We start from the raw sequence: 17817 nt of genomic DNA on the forward strand, positions 1-17817 counted from the left end.
CTCTTGTTTTTATCTCTCCCTTTCTCGAACAGCCAGACACAAAAAAAAGCACAGGAAACGGCATCTTTCGCAATCCGCCGTTTCCTGTGCCTAATATCTCAAACCGATCAGCACTTGATCTTCAGTTCGTCCAGAATCCGCCGCATCTGTTCGTAAGTGGTAATGCGGGTAGGAACCAGCGGCAGGCGCAGACGGTTCTTTATCATTCCCATCATGCTCAGCATCGCCTTCACTCCCGCCGGATTACCGTCTACAAACAGGAGCTTGAACAGTTCCGTAAACTTGTGGTGTATGGTCAGCGCGTTCTGATAGTCGCCGGCAAGAGCCAGGCGGGTCATGCGGCTGAATTCGCGCGGGAACGCATTTCCTATAACCGAAATCACACCTACCGCTCCCAGCGTTATCAGCGGGAACGTTATGCCGTCATCTCCCGAAATCACGTCAAAGTTCTCGGGCTTGTGCTTGATGATGTCGTCCATCTGCGTGATGTTTCCCGAGGCTTCCTTGATAGCGACGATATTGTCGAAATCGCGCGCCAGGCGCAGCGTGGTTTCTGCCGTCATGTTCACCCCCGTACGTCCGGGAACGTTGTAAAGCACTATCGGAAGCTTGGTGGAGTTGGCTATCGCCTTATAATGCTGGTAAATGCCCTCCTGCGACGGTTTGTTGTAATAGGGAACCACCACCAGAACAGCGTCCACACCGGTCATATCATCGTTCTGCAACGTGTCGATAACAGTCTGTGTGCTGTTTGCGCCTACTCCCAGCAAAATGGGGACACGCCCGTTTACACGTTCAACAACCAGCTGCTTGATTTTCTTCTTTTCTTCTGCCGACAGTGTAGGCGTTTCTGCCGTTGTCCCCAGCACACAAAGAAAGTCAACTCCGTTCTGTATCTGATATTCCACCAGACGCATCAGCGACTGGTAGTCGACACTGCCGTCATCATTGAAGGGAGTGATGAGTGCCACCCCCATTCCTTTTAGTCTTCTGCGTATCATAAATGAGTTCTAAACACTTTAATAGATGTACAAAAGTACGAATATTTTCTTTTTACCCTGCATTTTTAATCGTTTTTTTACGCTTTGCATGTATTATGTAAAAATATGTATCCTATTCTTCCACAAGAGCAAGAAAGTCGTCTTCGTTCATCACAGGTATGCCCAGGCTTTTCGCCTTTTCCAGTTTGCTGGGGCCCATGTTTTCTCCGGCAAGGATGAAGCTGGTCTTCTTGGAGATGCTTCCCACGTTCTTTCCTCCGTGTCTTTCGATCATGGCCTTGTATTCGTCGCGCGAATGATGGGCGAACACCCCGCTGATGACGACTGACTTGCCTTGAAGCCTGTCGGTGCGGCCGCCCACGTCTTCCGCCGCAGCTTCCATCTGAAGCCCTGCTTCGCGCAGGCGGTTCACGAGGATGCGGTTCTTTTCGTCGCTGAAGAAACGGATGATGCTCTGCGCAATCTTCTCGCCGATTTCGTCCACCTGGATCAGGTCGTCCAGCGTGGCCGCTTCAAGCCGGTCGATCGAGGGGAAAGCCCTGGCCACTTTCTTTGCCACGGTTTCGCCTACAAAACGGATGCCGAGGGCAAACAGCACACGCTCGTAAGGCACCTGCTTCGATTTCTCCACTCCCTTGATGATGTTTTCGGCCGATTTTTCGCCCATCCTGTCCAGGCGGCAGATGTCGGCGGCCTGCAAGGTATAAAGATCGGCCGCGTCGCGGATCATGCCTTCCTGATAAAACTGGTCAACTGTTTCGGGGCCGAGCCCTTCAATGTTCATGGCGCGGCGGCTGATGAAATGTTCGATCCGCCCTTTGATCTGCGGCGGACAGGTAGATTCGTTCGTGCAGTAGTGGGCCGCCTCGTCCTCATAGCGCACCAGCTTGCAGCCGCATTCCGGGCAATGCGTGATGAAGGTCACCTTTTCGCTGTTCTGCGGGCGCGAAGCCAGATCCACGCCTGTTATCTTCGGGATAATCTCGCCCCCCTTTTCCACATAAACCATATCGCCGATGTGAAGGTCGAGCGATGCGATGATGTCGGCATTATGGAGCGAAGCGCGCTTCACCACCGTTCCTGCAAGCTGTACGGGAGCAAGGTTTGCCACAGGGGTCACCGCTCCGGTGCGCCCCACCTGATAAGTCACCTTCTCCAGTCTGGTCAGCGCACGTTCGGCCTGAAACTTGTAGGCTATCGCCCAGCGGGGAGATTTGGCCGTGTAGCCCAGGCTGCGCTGCTGGCGGAGCGAGTTGACCTTCAGCACGATTCCGTCGGTTGCCACGGGCAGATTTTTCCTCTCCGTGTCCCAGTAGCTGATGAAGTCAAAAATCTCCTGCAACGTATGCACCTTGCGCATGGCGTTCGAGATTTTGAATCCCCATCGGGCCGCTTCCTGCAAGTTTTCGTAATGCCCGTCGTGAGGCAGGTCTTCCCCGAGCAAGTAATAGAGATACGCATCCAGCTTGCGTGATGCCACTACAGCCGAGTTCTGCAGCTTGAGCGTTCCCGACGCAGCGTTGCGGGGGTTGGCAAAAAGCGGCTCCTCGCGAAGCTCCCTCTCGCGGTTCAGGTCCTCAAACACCTTCCACGGCATCAGTATTTCGCCGCGTATCTCAAAACTTTTCGGGTATCCGCTTCCCTGAAGCACCAGGGGAATGCTGCGGATGGTCTTCACGTTGTCTGTCACGTCGTCGCCCCTCACGCCGTCGCCGCGTGTCACTCCCTGCACCAGCTTTCCGTCTTCGTATGTCAGCGAGATGGACGTCCCGTCGAACTTCAGTTCGCAGCAGATTTCAAAGTCTTCGTTGAGCGACTTCTTTACCCTTTCATAAAATTCGGTCACTTCCGCCTCCGAGTAGGTGTTTCCCAGCGAAAGCATGGGGTATTTGTGCTCTACCTGCCTGAAGTCTTTGTTCAGGTCGCTGCCCACACGCACGCTCGGCGAATTTTCGTCGTAATGCTCCGGATGCTTCGCCTCCAGATCCTGCAGCTCGCGCATCAGGCGGTCGAACTCCTGGTCTGAAATGGTCGGAGCGTTGAGAATGTAGTAGTTATGGTTGTGCGCATGGAGTTCCTTGCGCAGTTGGTCGATTCTTTCTATTTCTGTCATGACATTAAAGGATGATGATTTCCGCAAATGTAACAAAAATATTCGTACTTTTGCAAAAAAGAAACGTACTACACATGAGGATAGACATCATTACTGTATTGCCCGAGATGATAGAGGGCTTCTTCAACTGCTCCATCATGAGCCGGGCGCAAAAGAAAGGAATTGCCGAATTTCATATACATAACCTCCGCGACTACGCTTACGACCGCTACCGGAAAGTGGACGACTATCCCTTTGGGGGATGTGCCGGCATGGTGATGAAAATCGAGCCGATTGACCGGTGCATAAGTGCTCTGAAGGCCGAACGCGAGTACGACGAGGTGATATTCACTTCGCCCGACGGCGAGAAATTTGACCAGAAGACGGCCAACACGCTTTCTATGGCACAGAATCTCATCATTCTTTGCGGCCACTTCAAGGGAATAGACTACCGTATCCGCGAACATTTCATCACGAAGGAAATCAGCATCGGCGACTACGTGCTGACGGGCGGAGAGCTTGCGGCTGCCGTGATTGCCGATGCGGTGGTGCGCATCATCCCGGGAGTCATCTCCGACGAACAGTCGGCCTTGTCCGACTCTTTCCAGGACAATCTGCTCGCACCGCCCGTATACACCCGCCCTGCCGAATACAACGGCTGGAAGGTGCCCGACATTCTGCTGTCGGGACACGAAGCGAAAATCCGCGAATGGGAGTTCCAGCAATCACTGGAGCGGACAAAGCGTCTGCGGCCGGATTTGCTGAAGTAAAAAAATAAGCCGTCAAGTGGATTAAAGTTATTCGTCATGCAAGATAAAATAAGCCGTTAAGTGAATTAAAATAAGCCGTCATCTTTTTGCCGGAAAATGCGGTGCGCCGTTTGTGGTGGCGCACCGCACTTTTTTATATATGCCCGTCGTCAAGAGTCCCCGCGGCAGACTTCCTCCTCTTTCATCAGCCACCGGATGCTTTTGTACATCAACGGTCCGGATAACAGTCTTATTATTAGCGATATAGCGAAACGGAATGTACACGCGCCATGTCTTGCAGAATCCTTTACAAGGATTATATTTGCCGCGACAAACATAAAATATGACTGTATGAATCATTTTATAAACATTATTTTCCCTCCCTTGTACTTTCAGGTTTGTTCTTCTCGGCTTCTTGCACAGATGACAATGATGAGATGCGGATCTCAGACAGTATCCGTTTCACACCGGACGTCCAGAATGCCTGGCTTTCAGCCGGAACAAGAGGTACGACAGAAGACGCCCGTCCGTCAGTCTCTTCTCTGGAGGCTGACGGTATGAATCTCCTTTACCTGCACACCCTCTATGCCGACAGCATAGAGCCGCTGTTTGCGGATAATGCCGGCCCGTCCACCCGTGCCGCTCCGGCAAGCGCCGGCGACATGTACGGAACGTTCGGTGTGTCGGCCTATTCATATACGGGTGACTGGAACGGCACGGAACTTCCGAATTACATGTATGACATTTCGGTCGGCAGAATCGGCAGCTCGTGGGTGCCGTCATCCGGCGGTTACTGGCCCGGAAGTGCCTACAGGATGAAATTCTTCGCCTACGCCCCGAAGGACAATGAGGCTTACCGCCTTTCCGGACGGGAAGCGTCCGGAGCTCCGACCATCTCCTGTACGGTTCCTGATGATGTGGCAGACCAGCAGGATCTGCTTGTGGCGGCATCCGGCGAACTCCCGGGCAACTCCAACACCCCGGTTAGCCTTACCTTTCACCACGCGCTGACAGCCGTGAAATTTGTGTGCGGCAGTGACATGAAGGCGGGCACCGTAAAGCGCGTGACGCTGAAAAGTGTGAACTCCGCCGGCACCTACAATTTCGAAACGCACGCATGGAGCAGTATCGGAACGGTGAAGGACTTCTCCCAAACGCTGGACAAGGCTTCCGAGGGAACGGCAGGCGAAGCCGTCACCACGGATGCGCAGACCTTCATGATGATTCCGCAGACACTTCCCGGCGGTGCGGTGATCGAGGTGGTTTTCAACGACGGAGCGGAACATATCCTGACCGGAAGCATCGGAAAACAAGTATGGCAGATGGGAAAGACCGTAACTTATAAGATATCCACCACTTCCATCAACTGGGAATACGTGCTCACCGTCGACGGACCTGCCGATTTCACCTATGCCGGAGGAACAAAGGCCTACAGTGTGACCAGTTACCGGCAAAACGGCCGGGGCGAGAAAGAACCCGTAAAATGGAAGGCGCAGTTCTCTGCCGACGGCGGAAAGACATGGAGCGACACCAGACCCGACTAGCTTACCGGGTTCACGTCAAGCGGTGCGGGCGGCACGACTGCGGCATCTCTCAACGCTACGGTTGCCGCACAGACAGGCACAACGGACAGTCCGCATACAAAGACATTAAGGGAGCTGAGGACCGGACTGGGAACGGAAAAAGTGCCTTACAACCTGGCAAACGGCAAGGGCGGTCCCGCAGTTGAGAATACCGCCAACTGCTACGTGATCGGCGCTCCGGGATATTACTCCTTCCCGCTGGTGTATGGCAACGCGATCAAGGACGGAGCAGTCAACAGTTCTGCGTATACCTCTGCCGCAGCGTCAAGTTCCAGCATCCTGAATCCGTTCGTCAACCATGCGGGAGCTGGCATCAAAGCTCCCTATCTCACGGATAACGGCTGTACGCCCGCCTATGCGGAGCTGGTCTGGCAAGATGCTTCTTCATTAGTCAGCGAAATCAGGTACAACACAGGAAGCAACGGCGGGAATATCTCTTTCAAGGTAGACAAGCATACCATACAGCAAGGCAACGCGGTGATTGCCGCCAAGGACGCTTCGGGCACCGTTCTCTGGTCATGGCACATCTGGGTGACGGACGAGGATGTGGACAATGCCATTGAGGTGACCAATCACCAGAATGTGAGATACAGGTTTATGCCCGTCCCTCTCGGATGGTGTGATGGAGAAACCGTCACCTACGGCGCGCGCGGCTGCAAGGTACGCTTTACTGCCGGTGAGCAGACAGCCGATATTGCCGTTTCCCAAAACAGCTCAACTGTCACTACCGGAGGCAATCATCCTTATTACCAATGGGGACGCAAGGACCCTTTCCGTCCGTCCAACGGCGGGAACGGCAACAAAACATGGTATGATGCAAACGGCACCGCTTCTGCCGCTCATATGAAAGTGGAGGCATTCCCGTATGGTACGGAATGTATCAGAAACTATATACTCAAGCCCGATGTGATGCAAAAGAATCTGTCGGGTGACAACACCTGCCGCAACCTGTGGAACGCCGACAACAATACGTATTCTGCCAACGACAACCAGGTCGTCAAAACCATTTACGATCCTTGTCCTGTCGGTTTCAAGCTTCCTGCCAACAATGCATTTACGGGATTTACAACAACGGGAGGAAATACCTCTAACACTTCTCCAGCCAACGGAACTTGGGACAGCGCCCGCAAAGGCTGGAACTTCTACGCCCGGGCAAACAGGACCGGACAGCAGATTTTCTTTCCGGCATCAGGGTCCCGCAACTATTCCGACGGCAGTTTGAGTCTTGTCGGAAGTCACGGCTTATATTGGCTGGCCGGACCGAACAACGAACGCAGCGGGTGGCGCTTGAACTTCTTCTCGTCGTATGTGAATCCCTTGGGCAACTACTACCGCTCGGCCGGGTATGGCGTGTTTCCTGCCCAAGAGTAAAAAAGAATGGTCCGGAGGATTACAAGAAGGTATAAAAAGAGGCTCTTTCAAAATGAAAATCAGCATTCATCTTTGAAAGAGCCTCTTTTATCTTAAAACAGAAATTGCGTTGTCAATGTCCGGTATTATACCTCCAAAGCTCCGACAATGTCCTCTACGGAAGCGTAGCCGTGACGCTCAAGGTAATCGTTTATTCCGGCTACAACCTTGACCGTTACGGCCGGATCAATGAAATTGGCTGTCCCGATCTGGACGGCCGACGCTCCCGCCAGCAGGAACTCCACGGCATCGCGCCAGTTCATGATGCCGCCGAGCCCGATCACCGGAATCTTCACGGCTTTGGCCACCTGCCATACCATGCGCAGTGCGATAGGCTTTACGGCGGCACCGCTCATGCCCCCGGTAACAGTCGACAGAACCGGCTTGCGCTTTTCTGCATCAATCGCCATTCCCAGCAGGGTGTTGATGAGCGAAACGCTGTCGGCTCCGGCGCCTTCAACGGCGCGTGCTATCTCTGCAATGTCCGTCACATTCGGAGAGAGTTTTACGATCAGCGTCTTCTTGTAGACCTTGCGGACAGCGCTCACCACCTCTGCCGCTCCGTGTGCCGAAACGCCGAATGCCATTCCTCCCTGCTTCACGTTCGGGCAGGAAATGTTCAGCTCGATTGCCGGAATATGCTCCAGTTCGTTGATGATGGATGCCGTTTCAGCGTAATCCTCCACCTGCGACCCCGAAACATTCACAATCATGTTGGTCTTGATGTCCTTGATCTGGGGATAGATGTGATCTGCAAAATAGTGCACGCCCTTGTTCTGAAGCCCCACCGCATTCAGCATCCCCATGGGAGTTTCTGCCATGCGCGGATACGGGTTTCCCTCCCTCGGCAGAAGTGTGGTTCCCTTGACGATGATTCCGCCTATATCTTCCAGATTGACGAAATCCTGAAACTCCAGTCCATAACCGAATGTACCCGATGCCGTCATCACCGGATTCTTCATTTCCAGTTGTCCTATCTTTACTTTTAAATCTGCCATAACAATTTCTTTATATTAAATACCGGACCTTCTTTGCATACACACACATGCCCCTCATCGGTCTTTTCAACGCAGCACAGGCAAGCTCCCACGCCGCAGGCCATCGTGTTCTCCAGCGACACTTCGCATTCGATGCCGTTTGCTTTGGCGTATCTGGCCACCGCTACCATCATAGGCTTCGGGCCGCAGGTGTATATCATGTCAAACTTCTCCCGCTGCAGGATGCTGTGCATCGTAACGTATCCTTTCTCTCCAGCGCTTCCGTCTTCTGTGGTGGTGAACACTTCTCCATAGGCGGCAAACTGCTCAAGCTGAAGCAGGTCGTTTTTAGAGCGCGCTCCCAACAGAAATACAGGCTTGAATCCCTTTTCAGCAAGAACTTTCCCGAAATAAAGCATCGGGGCAGTGCCTACACCTCCGCCCACAAGAAGCACTTTCTTCGTGCAGTCGGAAAGCACGCTGAATCCGTTCCCCAGCGGAAGCACCGCGTTCACTGTGTCGCCTTTCTTCACTGTAGCCAGCTTGCGGGTTCCGTCGCCCACGAGCTGTACAAGAAACCAGACTTCATTCTTTTCCCTGTCCACAAAATTGATAGAGATGGGCCGCCGCAGAAAAGTCGTGCTGGAGCCGTCGATGCGTATCTCGGCAAACTGTCCGGGCAGCATTTCAGGCAAAGGCGCGTCTTGAGTCAGCTTGATCAATACATAATTGGCATGCAAGCTGAGATTTTCCGTAACCGTAAGGTCTAAAACATATTTTTTCATACAAGTCAGATAAATTCAGTTCTGGAATGCAAAGATAAGCATTTGCAGCCAATTACAGAAGAACTTCGGGCTTGTCTGACGGGTCATTTTTCAGGCCGGAACACTTCGAATGTGCCGTTGTCGAAAAAAATTCTTATTTCAGAGATTTTCGGCTGCGGCTTTTCGATGTACTTAATCTTCTCAATTACAGTTTCTTTAGGTGGAAAAACATGATTGTCTGAGGCGTTTTCCCTGGAAAAATCAGCACCGCCCGAAGGGTTGCGCGCGATTTCCGCATTCTCGGCCGTTCTGTTGCCTGATGCAAACAGATCCGGAACCGGATTTTCCTCTTCTTTCATCTGTCCCTCGCCATAAAGCAGCCAATTGAGATTCACATAAGGACACGCCTTGTGTATACGCATTACGACCTCCAGGCTCGGATTGTTTCTCCCGCTGAAAATGTGCGAAAGCGAAGACGTAGAAATGCCCAGCTTTTCTGCAAATTCAGCATTGGTCAATCCTTCATTTTGCATGATTTTATAGATTCTGTCCTTCATTTACATTTGGAATTTGAGCGTTAACGCAGTTACAAAAGTAAGAATTTAGTTTTATAAATGCAAACCCTTGTTTGTTTATATTTGTATAATACAGATGTATACGTATCAATACATCTGTATTATTTACATGTGTAAATACATCTGTGAAGGCATATTGAATAAGTTTCAGTTTTTAGCATAACAACATGGTTATTAGATAATTATTTATGTAAAACCAATACATTTCCGCTTCAGTTTACCGATGTATACGCCTGTTGTACCTCAATCTTTAAACTACACTTGAGATAAAGGAAGTAAATGGCTGGTTTATAATACTATATCATCATATTCACTCGTTGTATCTTTATGCGTTTTACAAATGCAATCAATTGGTTTACAGTAATATATAGAAGCAAATTTCCATCTTTACATTTGACAAACATACACAATCCCCTACCCTTTTATTACAAATGGAATAAAAAATTATTAGATACATATGTAAAGCATATTTTTTAGAAGCATTCTGATTACATATGTAAATTATGTTTATTATTAGAAAGTGTCCTATTTTTTATTTGTCAGAGCTGCCTTTGTACTTCCAGATATGGTGGCGTAGAAATGGAAACAGCAATACGCATCTCCCTGTGTTGGCAATCCGGCAAATGCGTACTGCTGTTCTTTAGATTCCGGTTTAGTGCAAAATGAAGAAGACCAGGTCCCGGAGCAGATCTTCATCGGATATCGAAGGATTCCCCACACCCTTCGATTTGGCATCACAGTTGCGTATGGCACTGATAATCTGCAGCACCTTGTTTCCCGAAAACTTCTGCATGGCAGCCATATAATCCTTTGCTTGCCAGGGAGAGCGGAGTCCGAGAAACGCTGCGATTCCCTGTTCGTTTCTCTGAGGCGCATAATACGCGAGCATCAGATTTGAAAAGAAATTAAAGAGTACGGCGAGCGTCATCTGCAGCGGGTTGTTTTTGGGATTTTCCCCGAAATACTTGATTATCTGGTTTGCCTTAAGCACATCTTTCGCAATGAGAGCGCTTCTCAGTTCGAAGTTGTTGTAATCCTTGCTGATTCCTATGTTCCGTTCAATCTGTTCCGGAGTAATCCGCCGCTGTCCCGATGGGAGCGTAATGACAAGCTTTTCCAGTTCTCCCGCCATCCTGTTAAGGTCGGCCCCTATGAACTCCGCCATCATCTCGGAAGCCTTAGGCTCGATTTCGATCTTCTTGCGCTTCAGATACGAAGAGATGAATCCGGGGAGCTGGCTGTCCTTGAGTTTTTTCGATTCAAAAAGCACGCCGTGCTTCTCAATCTCGGCTACAATCTTCTTTCTCCTGTCCAGCGAACCGTGCTTGTAGCAGAACACGAGAATCGTGGAAAGCAGAGGCTTTTGCAGATAATAAGTCAGGTCGTCCAGATTTCTCAACCCCTGCGCTTCCTTGACCACTACGACCTGGTGTTCCGACATCATCGGATAGCGCCTCGCCGCATTGATTATCGCAGCCATATCCGTATCCGTTCCGAACAGGACGGTCTGGTTGAACTCCTTTTCAGTTTCCGTCAGAACGGTATCCAGGATATAGTCGCTGATGCGGTCGATATAATAGTCTTCTTCACCCATCAGAAAATATACGGGAGCGTAGACACGGTTCTTGAGGTTGCGCACGATTTCTTCGTAAGTAGTTTCTTTCATTCTTACCAGTCAAATTTCAGGTGTTTTACGGTTTTCTTTTCTTCAATGATCATGCGGAGGGCGGAGATTCCGATTTCCACATGTTCAGTGACAAAGTTTCTTGTCACGAGCGAATCGCTCTCCTCAGTCTTGATTCCTTCAGGAATCATCGGCTGGTCGGATACGAGCAGCAATGCCCCCGTCGGTATGTGGTTTGCGAATCCGCATGTGAAAAGCGTGGCGGTTTCCATATCTACCGCCATCGCCCGAGTCTTGAGCAGGTAGTTCTTGAATGCTTCATCATGTTCCCATATTCTTCTGTTGGTGGTATACACCGTCCCGGTCCAGTAGTCGCGGGCATGGTCACGGATGGCAGACGACACGGCACGCTGAAGCATGAACGCAGGCAATGCCGGAACTTCGGGAGGATAATAGTCGTTTGAAGTGCCTTCTCCCCGTATGGCAGCGATGGGAAGGATGAAATCGCCAATTCTGTTCTTTTTTGATATGCCCCCGCATTTGCCGAGAAAAAGACAGGCTTTCGGATGGACGGCGCTCAGCAGATCCATGATGATGGCAGCGTTGGGACTGCCCATTCCGAAATTGATGATTGTAATATCCTCGGCATGAGCCGAAGTCATGTTGGCGTCATGTCCCAGTACGGGAACTCCGAAATGAGCGGCAAACAGCTCGACGTATTTGTTGAAGTTTGTCAACAGAATGTACTCTCCGAAATCCTCCAGTCTTCGTTTTGTGTAGCGCGGCAGCCAGTTTGCCACTATTTCTTCCTTGGTTTTCATATTCTTTTCGTATTTTTGCGACAGAAAAATTGTCTTTAAACGCAAAAATACGAAATGTTGGCATTAAACTTACCTGCTTATCCCCATAAAATTATCGCAAAGGAAGGGAAAAACTACATTTTTGACCCGCTGAGAAAAAAGTATGTGGCACTGACACCCGAAGAGTGGGTCCGCCAACATTTCGTGAACTATCTTGTCCGCTACAAGAATTTTCCTGCCGGACTTCTGGCCAACGAGATACAGATAACGCTGAACGGTACTAAAAAGAGGTGCGACACGGTGCTGTACAGCCGCGGCCTTATTCCCCGGATGATTGTAGAATACAAAGCTCCCGATGTGGAAATCACCCAGAACGTATTCGACCAGATTACCCGCTACAATATGGTTTTGAAGGTAGATTACCTGATTGTGACCAACGGAATCAGCCACTACTGCTGCCGGATCGACTACCAGACCCGGAGCTACCGCTTTCTGGCCGACATTCCCTCATATGCAGACCTGGCGCAGGAATGAAGAGAGGCTGTTTCAAAATGAAAACGGATTCTCATATTGAAACAGCCTCCCGCACAAAATTATTTATCTGCTGATTTTTGTATCCAGATGCTTTTCTGCTTCAACCCCTGCAAGTTCCGGGTCGATCATGATTCGGCCGCAGTATTCGCATACGATGATTTTCTTTCTCATGCGGATATCCAACTGTTTCTGAGGAGGAATCTTGTTGAAGCATCCGCCGCAAGCGTCACGCTGCACGTAAGTGATGGCCAGACCGTTGTGCGAGTTCTTGCGGATACGCTTGAAGGCCTGAAGCAGGCGCGGCTCGATGGTCGCTTCGACCGTCTTGGCCTTTTCGCGCAGTTTTTCTTCTTCCTGCTTGGTTTCAGAGATGATGTCATCAAGCTCCGTCTTCTTCACCTCAAGGTCTTTTCCTCTCTCTTCGAGCGCTTCGTTGCTCTTGGCGATTTCGTCTTCTTTCGCGCTGACGGCAGCCGTATATTCCTTGATGCGCTTTTCGCAAAGTTCCACTTCGAGCGTCTGGAATTCGATTTCCTTGCTCAGCACGTCAAACTCACGGTTGTTGCGCACATTTTCCTGCTGCCCCTTATATTTCTCGATCGACGCTTTTGCCGCTTCGATTTCAATCTTCTTGTTGGCGATGTTCGTTTTCAGTTCTTCAATCTCGCCTTTGATTTTGTCGATGCGTGTGGTAAGACCTGTCACTTCATCTTCCAGGTCCTGCACTTCGAGCGGCAGTTCGCCTCTCAGCGTCTTAATTTTGTCGATTTCAGACAACAAGGTCTGCAACAGGTAGAGAGCCTTCAGTTTTTCTTCCACGCTCAGTTCGCTGGGATCTTTCTTAACTTCTTTAGCCATAGTCTTTTATAGATATTTGACGGGATTTGTATTGACACGCGTCATAGTGACTTCAAGTGTCGGGAACATCTCCCTTATGATTGAATATAAGATTTCTTTCGTATATTGTTCACTCTCGTAATGCCCTATTTCCGCAATCAGAATATCGTTCTCATAGCTGAAATAGTCGTGATACTTCACCTCGCCGGTAATGAAGACATCGGCATGCGCCTGCACCGCCTTCGGAAGCAGAAACGCCCCCGCTCCGCCGCACAGAGCCACCTTGCTGATGAGGCGTCCGCTCATGCGGGAGTGCTTCACGCATCCCGCCTCAAATATCTCCTTTATCCGTTTCAGGAACTCGCCTTCCGTTTCCGGTTCTTCCAGCTCGCCCACCAGCCCTGCGCCTACCTGGCTCCAGCTGTTCTGCAAGGGATAAAGGTCGTAAGCCGGCTCCTCGTAAGGATGCACCTCCGCCAGCGTTTTCAGAACCTTCTTCTCCATGAATGCCGGTAAAACGGTTTCGATGCGCACTTCAGGCTCCGTGTGAAGCTCTCCGATCTTTCCGCAATACGGATGGCAGCCCTTATTCGCACGGAACGTACCCTTGCCTTCCACGCTGTAGCTGCATGAGTCATAGTTTCCTATGCATCCGCATCCCGCCTCGAACAGTGCCTGGCGCACCGTTTCCGCCTGAGCTTCCGGCACAAACGTAACCAGCTTGAGCAGCATATTCCCTTTCGGCTCCAGCACCTTCAGGTTGGTCAGTCCGATTTTCTCGGCCATCTTGCAGTTCACCCCCTGCGGAGCGTTGTCCAGATTGGTGTGCATGGAAAAGATGACGATGTCATTCTTTATCGCCTTCATGATGCACCGTTCCACATAATCGCGTCCGGCAATGGACTTGTATCCTTTAAATATGAGCGGATGATGGGAAACGATGAGGTTGCATCCCAAAGCGATGGCTTCGTCCACCACGGCTTCAGTAACGTCCAGACACAACAAAGCCCCTGCAGCTTCCGCATCTGTCAGTCCGATCTGCAGTCCGGCATTGTCAAATCCGTCCTGCAATGGCAGAGGCGCGAATGTTTCAAGGGCACTTATAACTTCCTTAATTTTCATATCACGCGAAAATTTTCATGCAAAGGTAAGAACTTTTGGCGATTTATTCAATTTTTTTATTCCTTTTGTTTAATTTTGCTTGTCATCGCAAGACAGGACAAATCTTTCAAAACATATTTTATGAGAAAAAGTTATTGGCTGGCAGCAGGAATCCTCTGTTCGTTCCTGAATATGCCGTTTTCGCATGCCCAGAAAGGGTATGTGCCGACAGAAGAGAATCTTGAAGCAAGAAAAGAATTTGCGGAAAGCAAGTTCGGGATCTTTCTCCACTGGGGCATTTACAGCATGTTTGCCCAGGGAGAATGGTATCTGAACACCGGAGGGCTTAACCGCGACGAATACGCCAAGGCCGCATCGGGCTTCTATCCCGCCAATTTCGATGCGGACGCATGGGTGAAGGCGTTCAAGGATGCCGGAGCAAAATACATCTGCTTCACCACCCGGCACCATGACGGATTTTCGATGTTTGACACGAAATACTCCGATTATGACATTGTGGATGCCACTCCATACGGAAAGGATATCGTCCGCGAACTTTCGGAAGCCTGCAAGCGTCACGGAATCCGCCTGCATTTCTATTATTCGCACATCGACTGGACAAGGGACGACTATCCTGCGGGACGCTCGGGAACAAGAACCGGGAAAGATCCGAAAAAGGCAGACTGGCCGTCGTATTTCGCATTCATGAACAACCAGCTGACCGAACTTATACAGAACTACGACCCGGATGCCATCTGGTTCGACGGCGTATGGGACAAGAACGCCTCGTTCGACTGGCAGCTCGGCGAGCAGTACGGCATGATACACAAGCTGAAGCCTTCGTGCCTGATAGGCAACAACCACCACAAGACACCTTTCCCCGGAGAAGACTTCCAGATGTTTGAGCGCGATCTTCCCGGACAGAACACCGCCGGATACTCCGAAGGCCAGGAGGTGAGCCAGCTTCCTCTGGAAACCTGCCAGACAATGAACGGATCATGGGGCTACAGCGTCAAGGACCAGAACTACAAGTCGACCGAATATCTGATCAGATACCTTGTACGCGCAGCCGGCAAAGGTGCCAACCTGCTGCTGAACATCGGTCCCCAGCCCGACGGAAGCATTCCGGCAGCAGCCCTGGAGCGTCTGAAAGGAATAGGCAGATGGCTGGAGCAGAACGGGGAAAGCGTCTACGGAACAACAGCCGGCGATGTGCCCGAACGCCCGTGGGGAGTGACGACACAGAAAGGCAACAAGCAGTATGTCCACATTCTCTCATTGTCTGACGCTTCCCTCTTTCTGCCGATAAGCCGGAAGATTGCCCGCGCAACGGTTTTCGGAACAGACAAGAAAGTGGATTTCAGGCAGTCGAAGGAAGGCGTCCTGCTGAACCTCGGCGAAGTGCCCGACAGTGTAGACTATATCGTTGAACTGACCATGAAATGATTCCGCCGGAACCGGCGGTGCGGAGGAGCGCGCCTCATGCTGTTTCTGCCTTGCGCTGCAACTCCGCACCGCTCCCGTTCCGCCATTCCGGGCCGGAAAGAAGCCCGTTTCCGTGCTGCGGCTACCTCTTCCGGCAGAGCCGGACTGATTCACACCCGTATCCCATATGCATGCTTTACCTCGTCCATCACAAACACGCTTTCCAGCGAAGCGAGGTGTTCGATCGTTCCCAGCACATTCAGCACGAATTTCTGATAATACTTCATGTCCGGAGCATGGATTTTGAGCAGGTAGTCAAAGCTGCCGGAAATGTTATAGCATTCCGTCACTTCCGGAATGTCACGGACAATGCGGCTGAACTCCTGCGCAATCTCACGGTTCAGACGGTCCATCTTGACGTGGCAGAACACCACAAAGCCGCGGTTAAGCTTTTCCGCATCAAGCACCGCTATGTATTTCTTTATGTATCCGCCAGCCTCCAGGCGTTTGAGCCGCTCGAACACCGGCGTGGACGAAAGGCTGACCCGGGCTGCAAGCTCCTTGATTGTCAGCCGGGCATTCTCCTGAAGCGTGCGGAGAATCTGCAAATCGGTTTTGTCTAACGTTTCCATATGATATAAAAGTTCAAGTTAATCCCTGCAAATGCTTGTCGGCAGATTCTGAACAAGAAACGACTTCCGGCGGAAAACGTTTCCAGAAAAAAATCCGCTTGTCTTTCCGGCAAATTTATCTCCAGACTGAAGATATATATCTTTAAACGGCAGCCATTCACGAAAGGACATTATTCTGCCGGGAAGGTGCATCCGCACCGTTCGCCATATATTTATTCTAAAAGTAAAGGCAAAAATAGCTATATTTTCCAAATTTACTACAGATATTGCATAAAATTCCTGCAATGTCTTTCTTTGCAGAGAATAAAACAAACAACATAAAAACAAATTGTATGAAAACAAGAAACCTGCATTTTGAAACGCTGCAACTGCATGCCGGGCAAGAACTGCCCGACCCCACAACGGGTGCCCGTGCCGTTCCTATCTATCAAACTACTTCGTATGTATTCCGCAACTCCCAACATGCGGCAGACCGTTTTGCCCTGCGCGATGCAGGCAATATCTACGGACGGCTGACCAATGACACCCAAGCTGCCCTGGAAACCCGCATGGCCGCACTCGAAGGAGGTGTAGCGGCACTGGCTGTGGCCTCGGGAGCGGCTGCTGTGACCTACGCGCTGCAGAACCTGCTCCGCCCGGGCGACCACATTGTAGCGGCAGACAACCTCTACGGCGGCTCGTACAACCTGATTGTGCATACGCTGGCTGCAACGGGCATCACTTGCAGCATTGTGAACGTAAACGATCTCAATGCCCTTGATGCCGCCATCCGCCCGGAAACGAAGGCTGTATTCGCCGAAACTTTCGGAAACCCCAACTCGGAAGTGACCGACATACAGGGCGTGGCTGCTGTAGCGCACCGCCATCATGTCCCGCTCATCATCGACAACACCTTCGGCACTCCTTTTCTGATCCGGCCCATCGAGCACGGAGCCGACATCGTGGTACACTCTGCGACAAAGTTCATCGGCGGACACGGCACAGCCTTGGGAGGAGTCATCGTGGACGGCGGCACATTTGACTGGGCGGCATATCCCGACAAGTTCCCCACGCTGGCCAAGCCCGAACCCTGCTACCACGGAGCGGTGTTTGCCGACGTGGCAGGCAAAGCCGCATTTGTCACGCGCATCCGTGCGGTCCTGCTGCGCGACACGGGAGCCGCGCTCTCGCCCTTTCACGCCTTCCTGCTGCTGCAGGGACTGGAAACCCTTTCGCTCCGTGTGGAACGGCATGTTGCCAACGCCTTGCAGGTGGCGGATTTCTTGCACCGTCATCCCAAGGTGAAGCAGGTCAATCATCCGTCGCTGCCCGGACATCCCTGCCACAGCCTTTACACCCGCTACTTCCCTAATGGCGGAGGCAGCATCTTCACCTTCGAAATCAAAGGAGGGCAAGCGGAAGCCTGGCGTTTCATCGACTCGCTGGAGATATTCTCGCTGCTGGCAAACGTGGCCGACGTGAAGAGCCTCGTCATCCATCCCGCCACCACCACACATTCGCAGCTTTCGCCCGAAGAGCTTGCCGAACAGCATATCACGCCCGCCACCGTCCGCCTGTCTGTCGGCACAGAACACATCGAAGACCTGCTTGCCGATCTGAGCCAGGCATTGGAGAAAGTGTGAACCATCTGTAAAACGGGTGCTAATATCTGTAATTTGTGTACAGCGAGTTCAATTCTTCCGCGCTATTTTTGCAATCAAACAAAAATCAAGC

General features: G+C 51.2%; 16 protein-coding genes. 6 read left to right on the plus strand and 10 right to left on the minus strand.

Annotated features, from left to right (window positions below; translation table 11 throughout):
• Positions 1-107: 107 nt before the first annotated feature.
• The gene (gene dapA, locus NW212_RS04375) at positions 108-1001 is read right to left on the minus strand and encodes a 4-hydroxy-tetrahydrodipicolinate synthase (protein ID WP_258337423.1); all 894 of its coding nucleotides are present in this window, start codon (positions 999-1001) and stop codon (positions 108-110) included.
• A 112-nt stretch (positions 1002-1113) separates the two neighbouring features.
• Positions 1114-3114, minus strand: coding sequence for an NAD-dependent DNA ligase LigA (gene ligA, locus NW212_RS04380; protein ID WP_258337424.1), 2001 nt, complete (start codon positions 3112-3114; stop codon positions 1114-1116).
• Between the two features lie 74 nt (positions 3115-3188).
• Between ligA and trmD the strand changes: the two genes are divergently transcribed.
• The 3 genes from trmD (at position 3189) to NW212_RS04395 (ending at position 6796) form a co-directional block, all read left to right on the plus strand.
• Positions 3189-3863, plus strand: a complete 675-nt coding sequence (gene trmD, locus NW212_RS04385; protein WP_258337425.1) for a tRNA (guanosine(37)-N1)-methyltransferase TrmD — start codon at positions 3189-3191, stop codon at positions 3861-3863.
• A gap of 416 nt (positions 3864-4279) precedes the next feature.
• The gene (locus NW212_RS04390) at positions 4280-5386 is read left to right on the plus strand and encodes a fimbrillin family protein (protein WP_258337426.1); all 1107 of its coding nucleotides are present in this window, start codon (positions 4280-4282) and stop codon (positions 5384-5386) included.
• 141 nt (positions 5387-5527) lie between these two features.
• A complete protein-coding gene (locus tag NW212_RS04395) occupies positions 5528-6796 on the plus strand; it encodes a hypothetical protein (protein WP_258337427.1) in 1269 nt (422 codons plus the stop codon).
• Positions 6797-6921: 125 nt separating this feature from the next.
• On the opposite strand, the gene NW212_RS04400 is transcribed toward NW212_RS04395, so the two are convergent.
• The 5 genes from NW212_RS04400 to NW212_RS04420 all read right to left on the minus strand — a co-directional run bounded on the left by NW212_RS04400 (position 6922) and on the right by NW212_RS04420 (position 11596).
• A complete protein-coding gene (locus tag NW212_RS04400; RefSeq protein WP_258337428.1) occupies positions 6922-7833 on the minus strand; it encodes a dihydroorotate dehydrogenase in 912 nt (303 codons plus the stop codon).
• The gene (locus NW212_RS04405; protein ID WP_258337429.1) at positions 7821-8597 is read right to left on the minus strand and encodes a dihydroorotate dehydrogenase electron transfer subunit; all 777 of its coding nucleotides are present in this window, start codon (positions 8595-8597) and stop codon (positions 7821-7823) included. Before NW212_RS04405 ends, NW212_RS04400 begins: the two co-directional genes overlap by 13 nt.
• Before the next feature lie 83 nt (positions 8598-8680).
• A complete protein-coding gene (locus NW212_RS04410) occupies positions 8681-9133 on the minus strand; it encodes a helix-turn-helix transcriptional regulator (protein WP_258337430.1) in 453 nt (150 codons plus the stop codon).
• A gap of 670 nt (positions 9134-9803) precedes the next feature.
• Positions 9804-10817 carry a DNA polymerase III subunit delta gene (gene holA, locus NW212_RS04415; RefSeq protein WP_258337431.1) on the minus strand — a complete coding sequence of 338 codons (1014 nt, stop codon included), beginning with the start codon at positions 10815-10817 and terminating at the stop codon, positions 9804-9806.
• Between the two features lie 2 nt (positions 10818-10819).
• Positions 10820-11596: an AMP nucleosidase gene (locus NW212_RS04420; RefSeq protein ID WP_258337432.1), complete on the minus strand. Its 777-nt coding sequence runs from the start codon at positions 11594-11596 to the stop codon at positions 10820-10822.
• A 54-nt stretch (positions 11597-11650) separates the two neighbouring features.
• Here NW212_RS04420 and NW212_RS04425 point away from each other — a divergent pair, with 54 nt between their 5' ends.
• On the plus strand, positions 11651-12109 hold the full coding sequence (locus tag NW212_RS04425) for a type I restriction enzyme HsdR N-terminal domain-containing protein (RefSeq protein WP_258337433.1): 459 nt from the start codon (positions 11651-11653) through the stop codon (positions 12107-12109).
• A gap of 63 nt (positions 12110-12172) precedes the next feature.
• On the opposite strand, the gene NW212_RS04430 is transcribed toward NW212_RS04425, so the two are convergent.
• Both NW212_RS04430 and NW212_RS04435 read right to left on the minus strand, forming a co-directional pair.
• A complete protein-coding gene (locus NW212_RS04430; protein ID WP_258337434.1) occupies positions 12173-12967 on the minus strand; it encodes a zinc ribbon domain-containing protein in 795 nt (264 codons plus the stop codon).
• 6 nt (positions 12968-12973) lie between these two features.
• The gene (locus NW212_RS04435; protein WP_258337435.1) at positions 12974-14068 is read right to left on the minus strand and encodes a Nif3-like dinuclear metal center hexameric protein; all 1095 of its coding nucleotides are present in this window, start codon (positions 14066-14068) and stop codon (positions 12974-12976) included.
• A 171-nt stretch (positions 14069-14239) separates the two neighbouring features.
• On the opposite strand from NW212_RS04435, the gene NW212_RS04440 reads away from it, so the two are divergent.
• The gene (locus NW212_RS04440; RefSeq protein WP_258337517.1) at positions 14240-15493 is read left to right on the plus strand and encodes an alpha-L-fucosidase; all 1254 of its coding nucleotides are present in this window, start codon (positions 14240-14242) and stop codon (positions 15491-15493) included.
• A 149-nt stretch (positions 15494-15642) separates the two neighbouring features.
• Here NW212_RS04440 and NW212_RS04445 read toward each other — a convergent pair whose 3' ends face one another.
• The gene (locus NW212_RS04445) at positions 15643-16104 is read right to left on the minus strand and encodes an Lrp/AsnC family transcriptional regulator (protein WP_258337436.1); all 462 of its coding nucleotides are present in this window, start codon (positions 16102-16104) and stop codon (positions 15643-15645) included.
• A 332-nt stretch (positions 16105-16436) separates the two neighbouring features.
• Here NW212_RS04445 and NW212_RS04450 point away from each other — a divergent pair, with 332 nt between their 5' ends.
• On the plus strand, positions 16437-17726 hold the full coding sequence (locus tag NW212_RS04450) for an O-acetylhomoserine aminocarboxypropyltransferase/cysteine synthase family protein (protein ID WP_258337437.1): 1290 nt from the start codon (positions 16437-16439) through the stop codon (positions 17724-17726).
• The last annotated feature ends 91 nt before the right edge of the window (positions 17727-17817 follow it).

The organism is Bacteroides sp. ET225, from assembly GCF_024733745.1.
GTDB classification, from domain to species: domain Bacteria; phylum Bacteroidota; class Bacteroidia; order Bacteroidales; family Bacteroidaceae; genus Phocaeicola; species Phocaeicola excrementipullorum.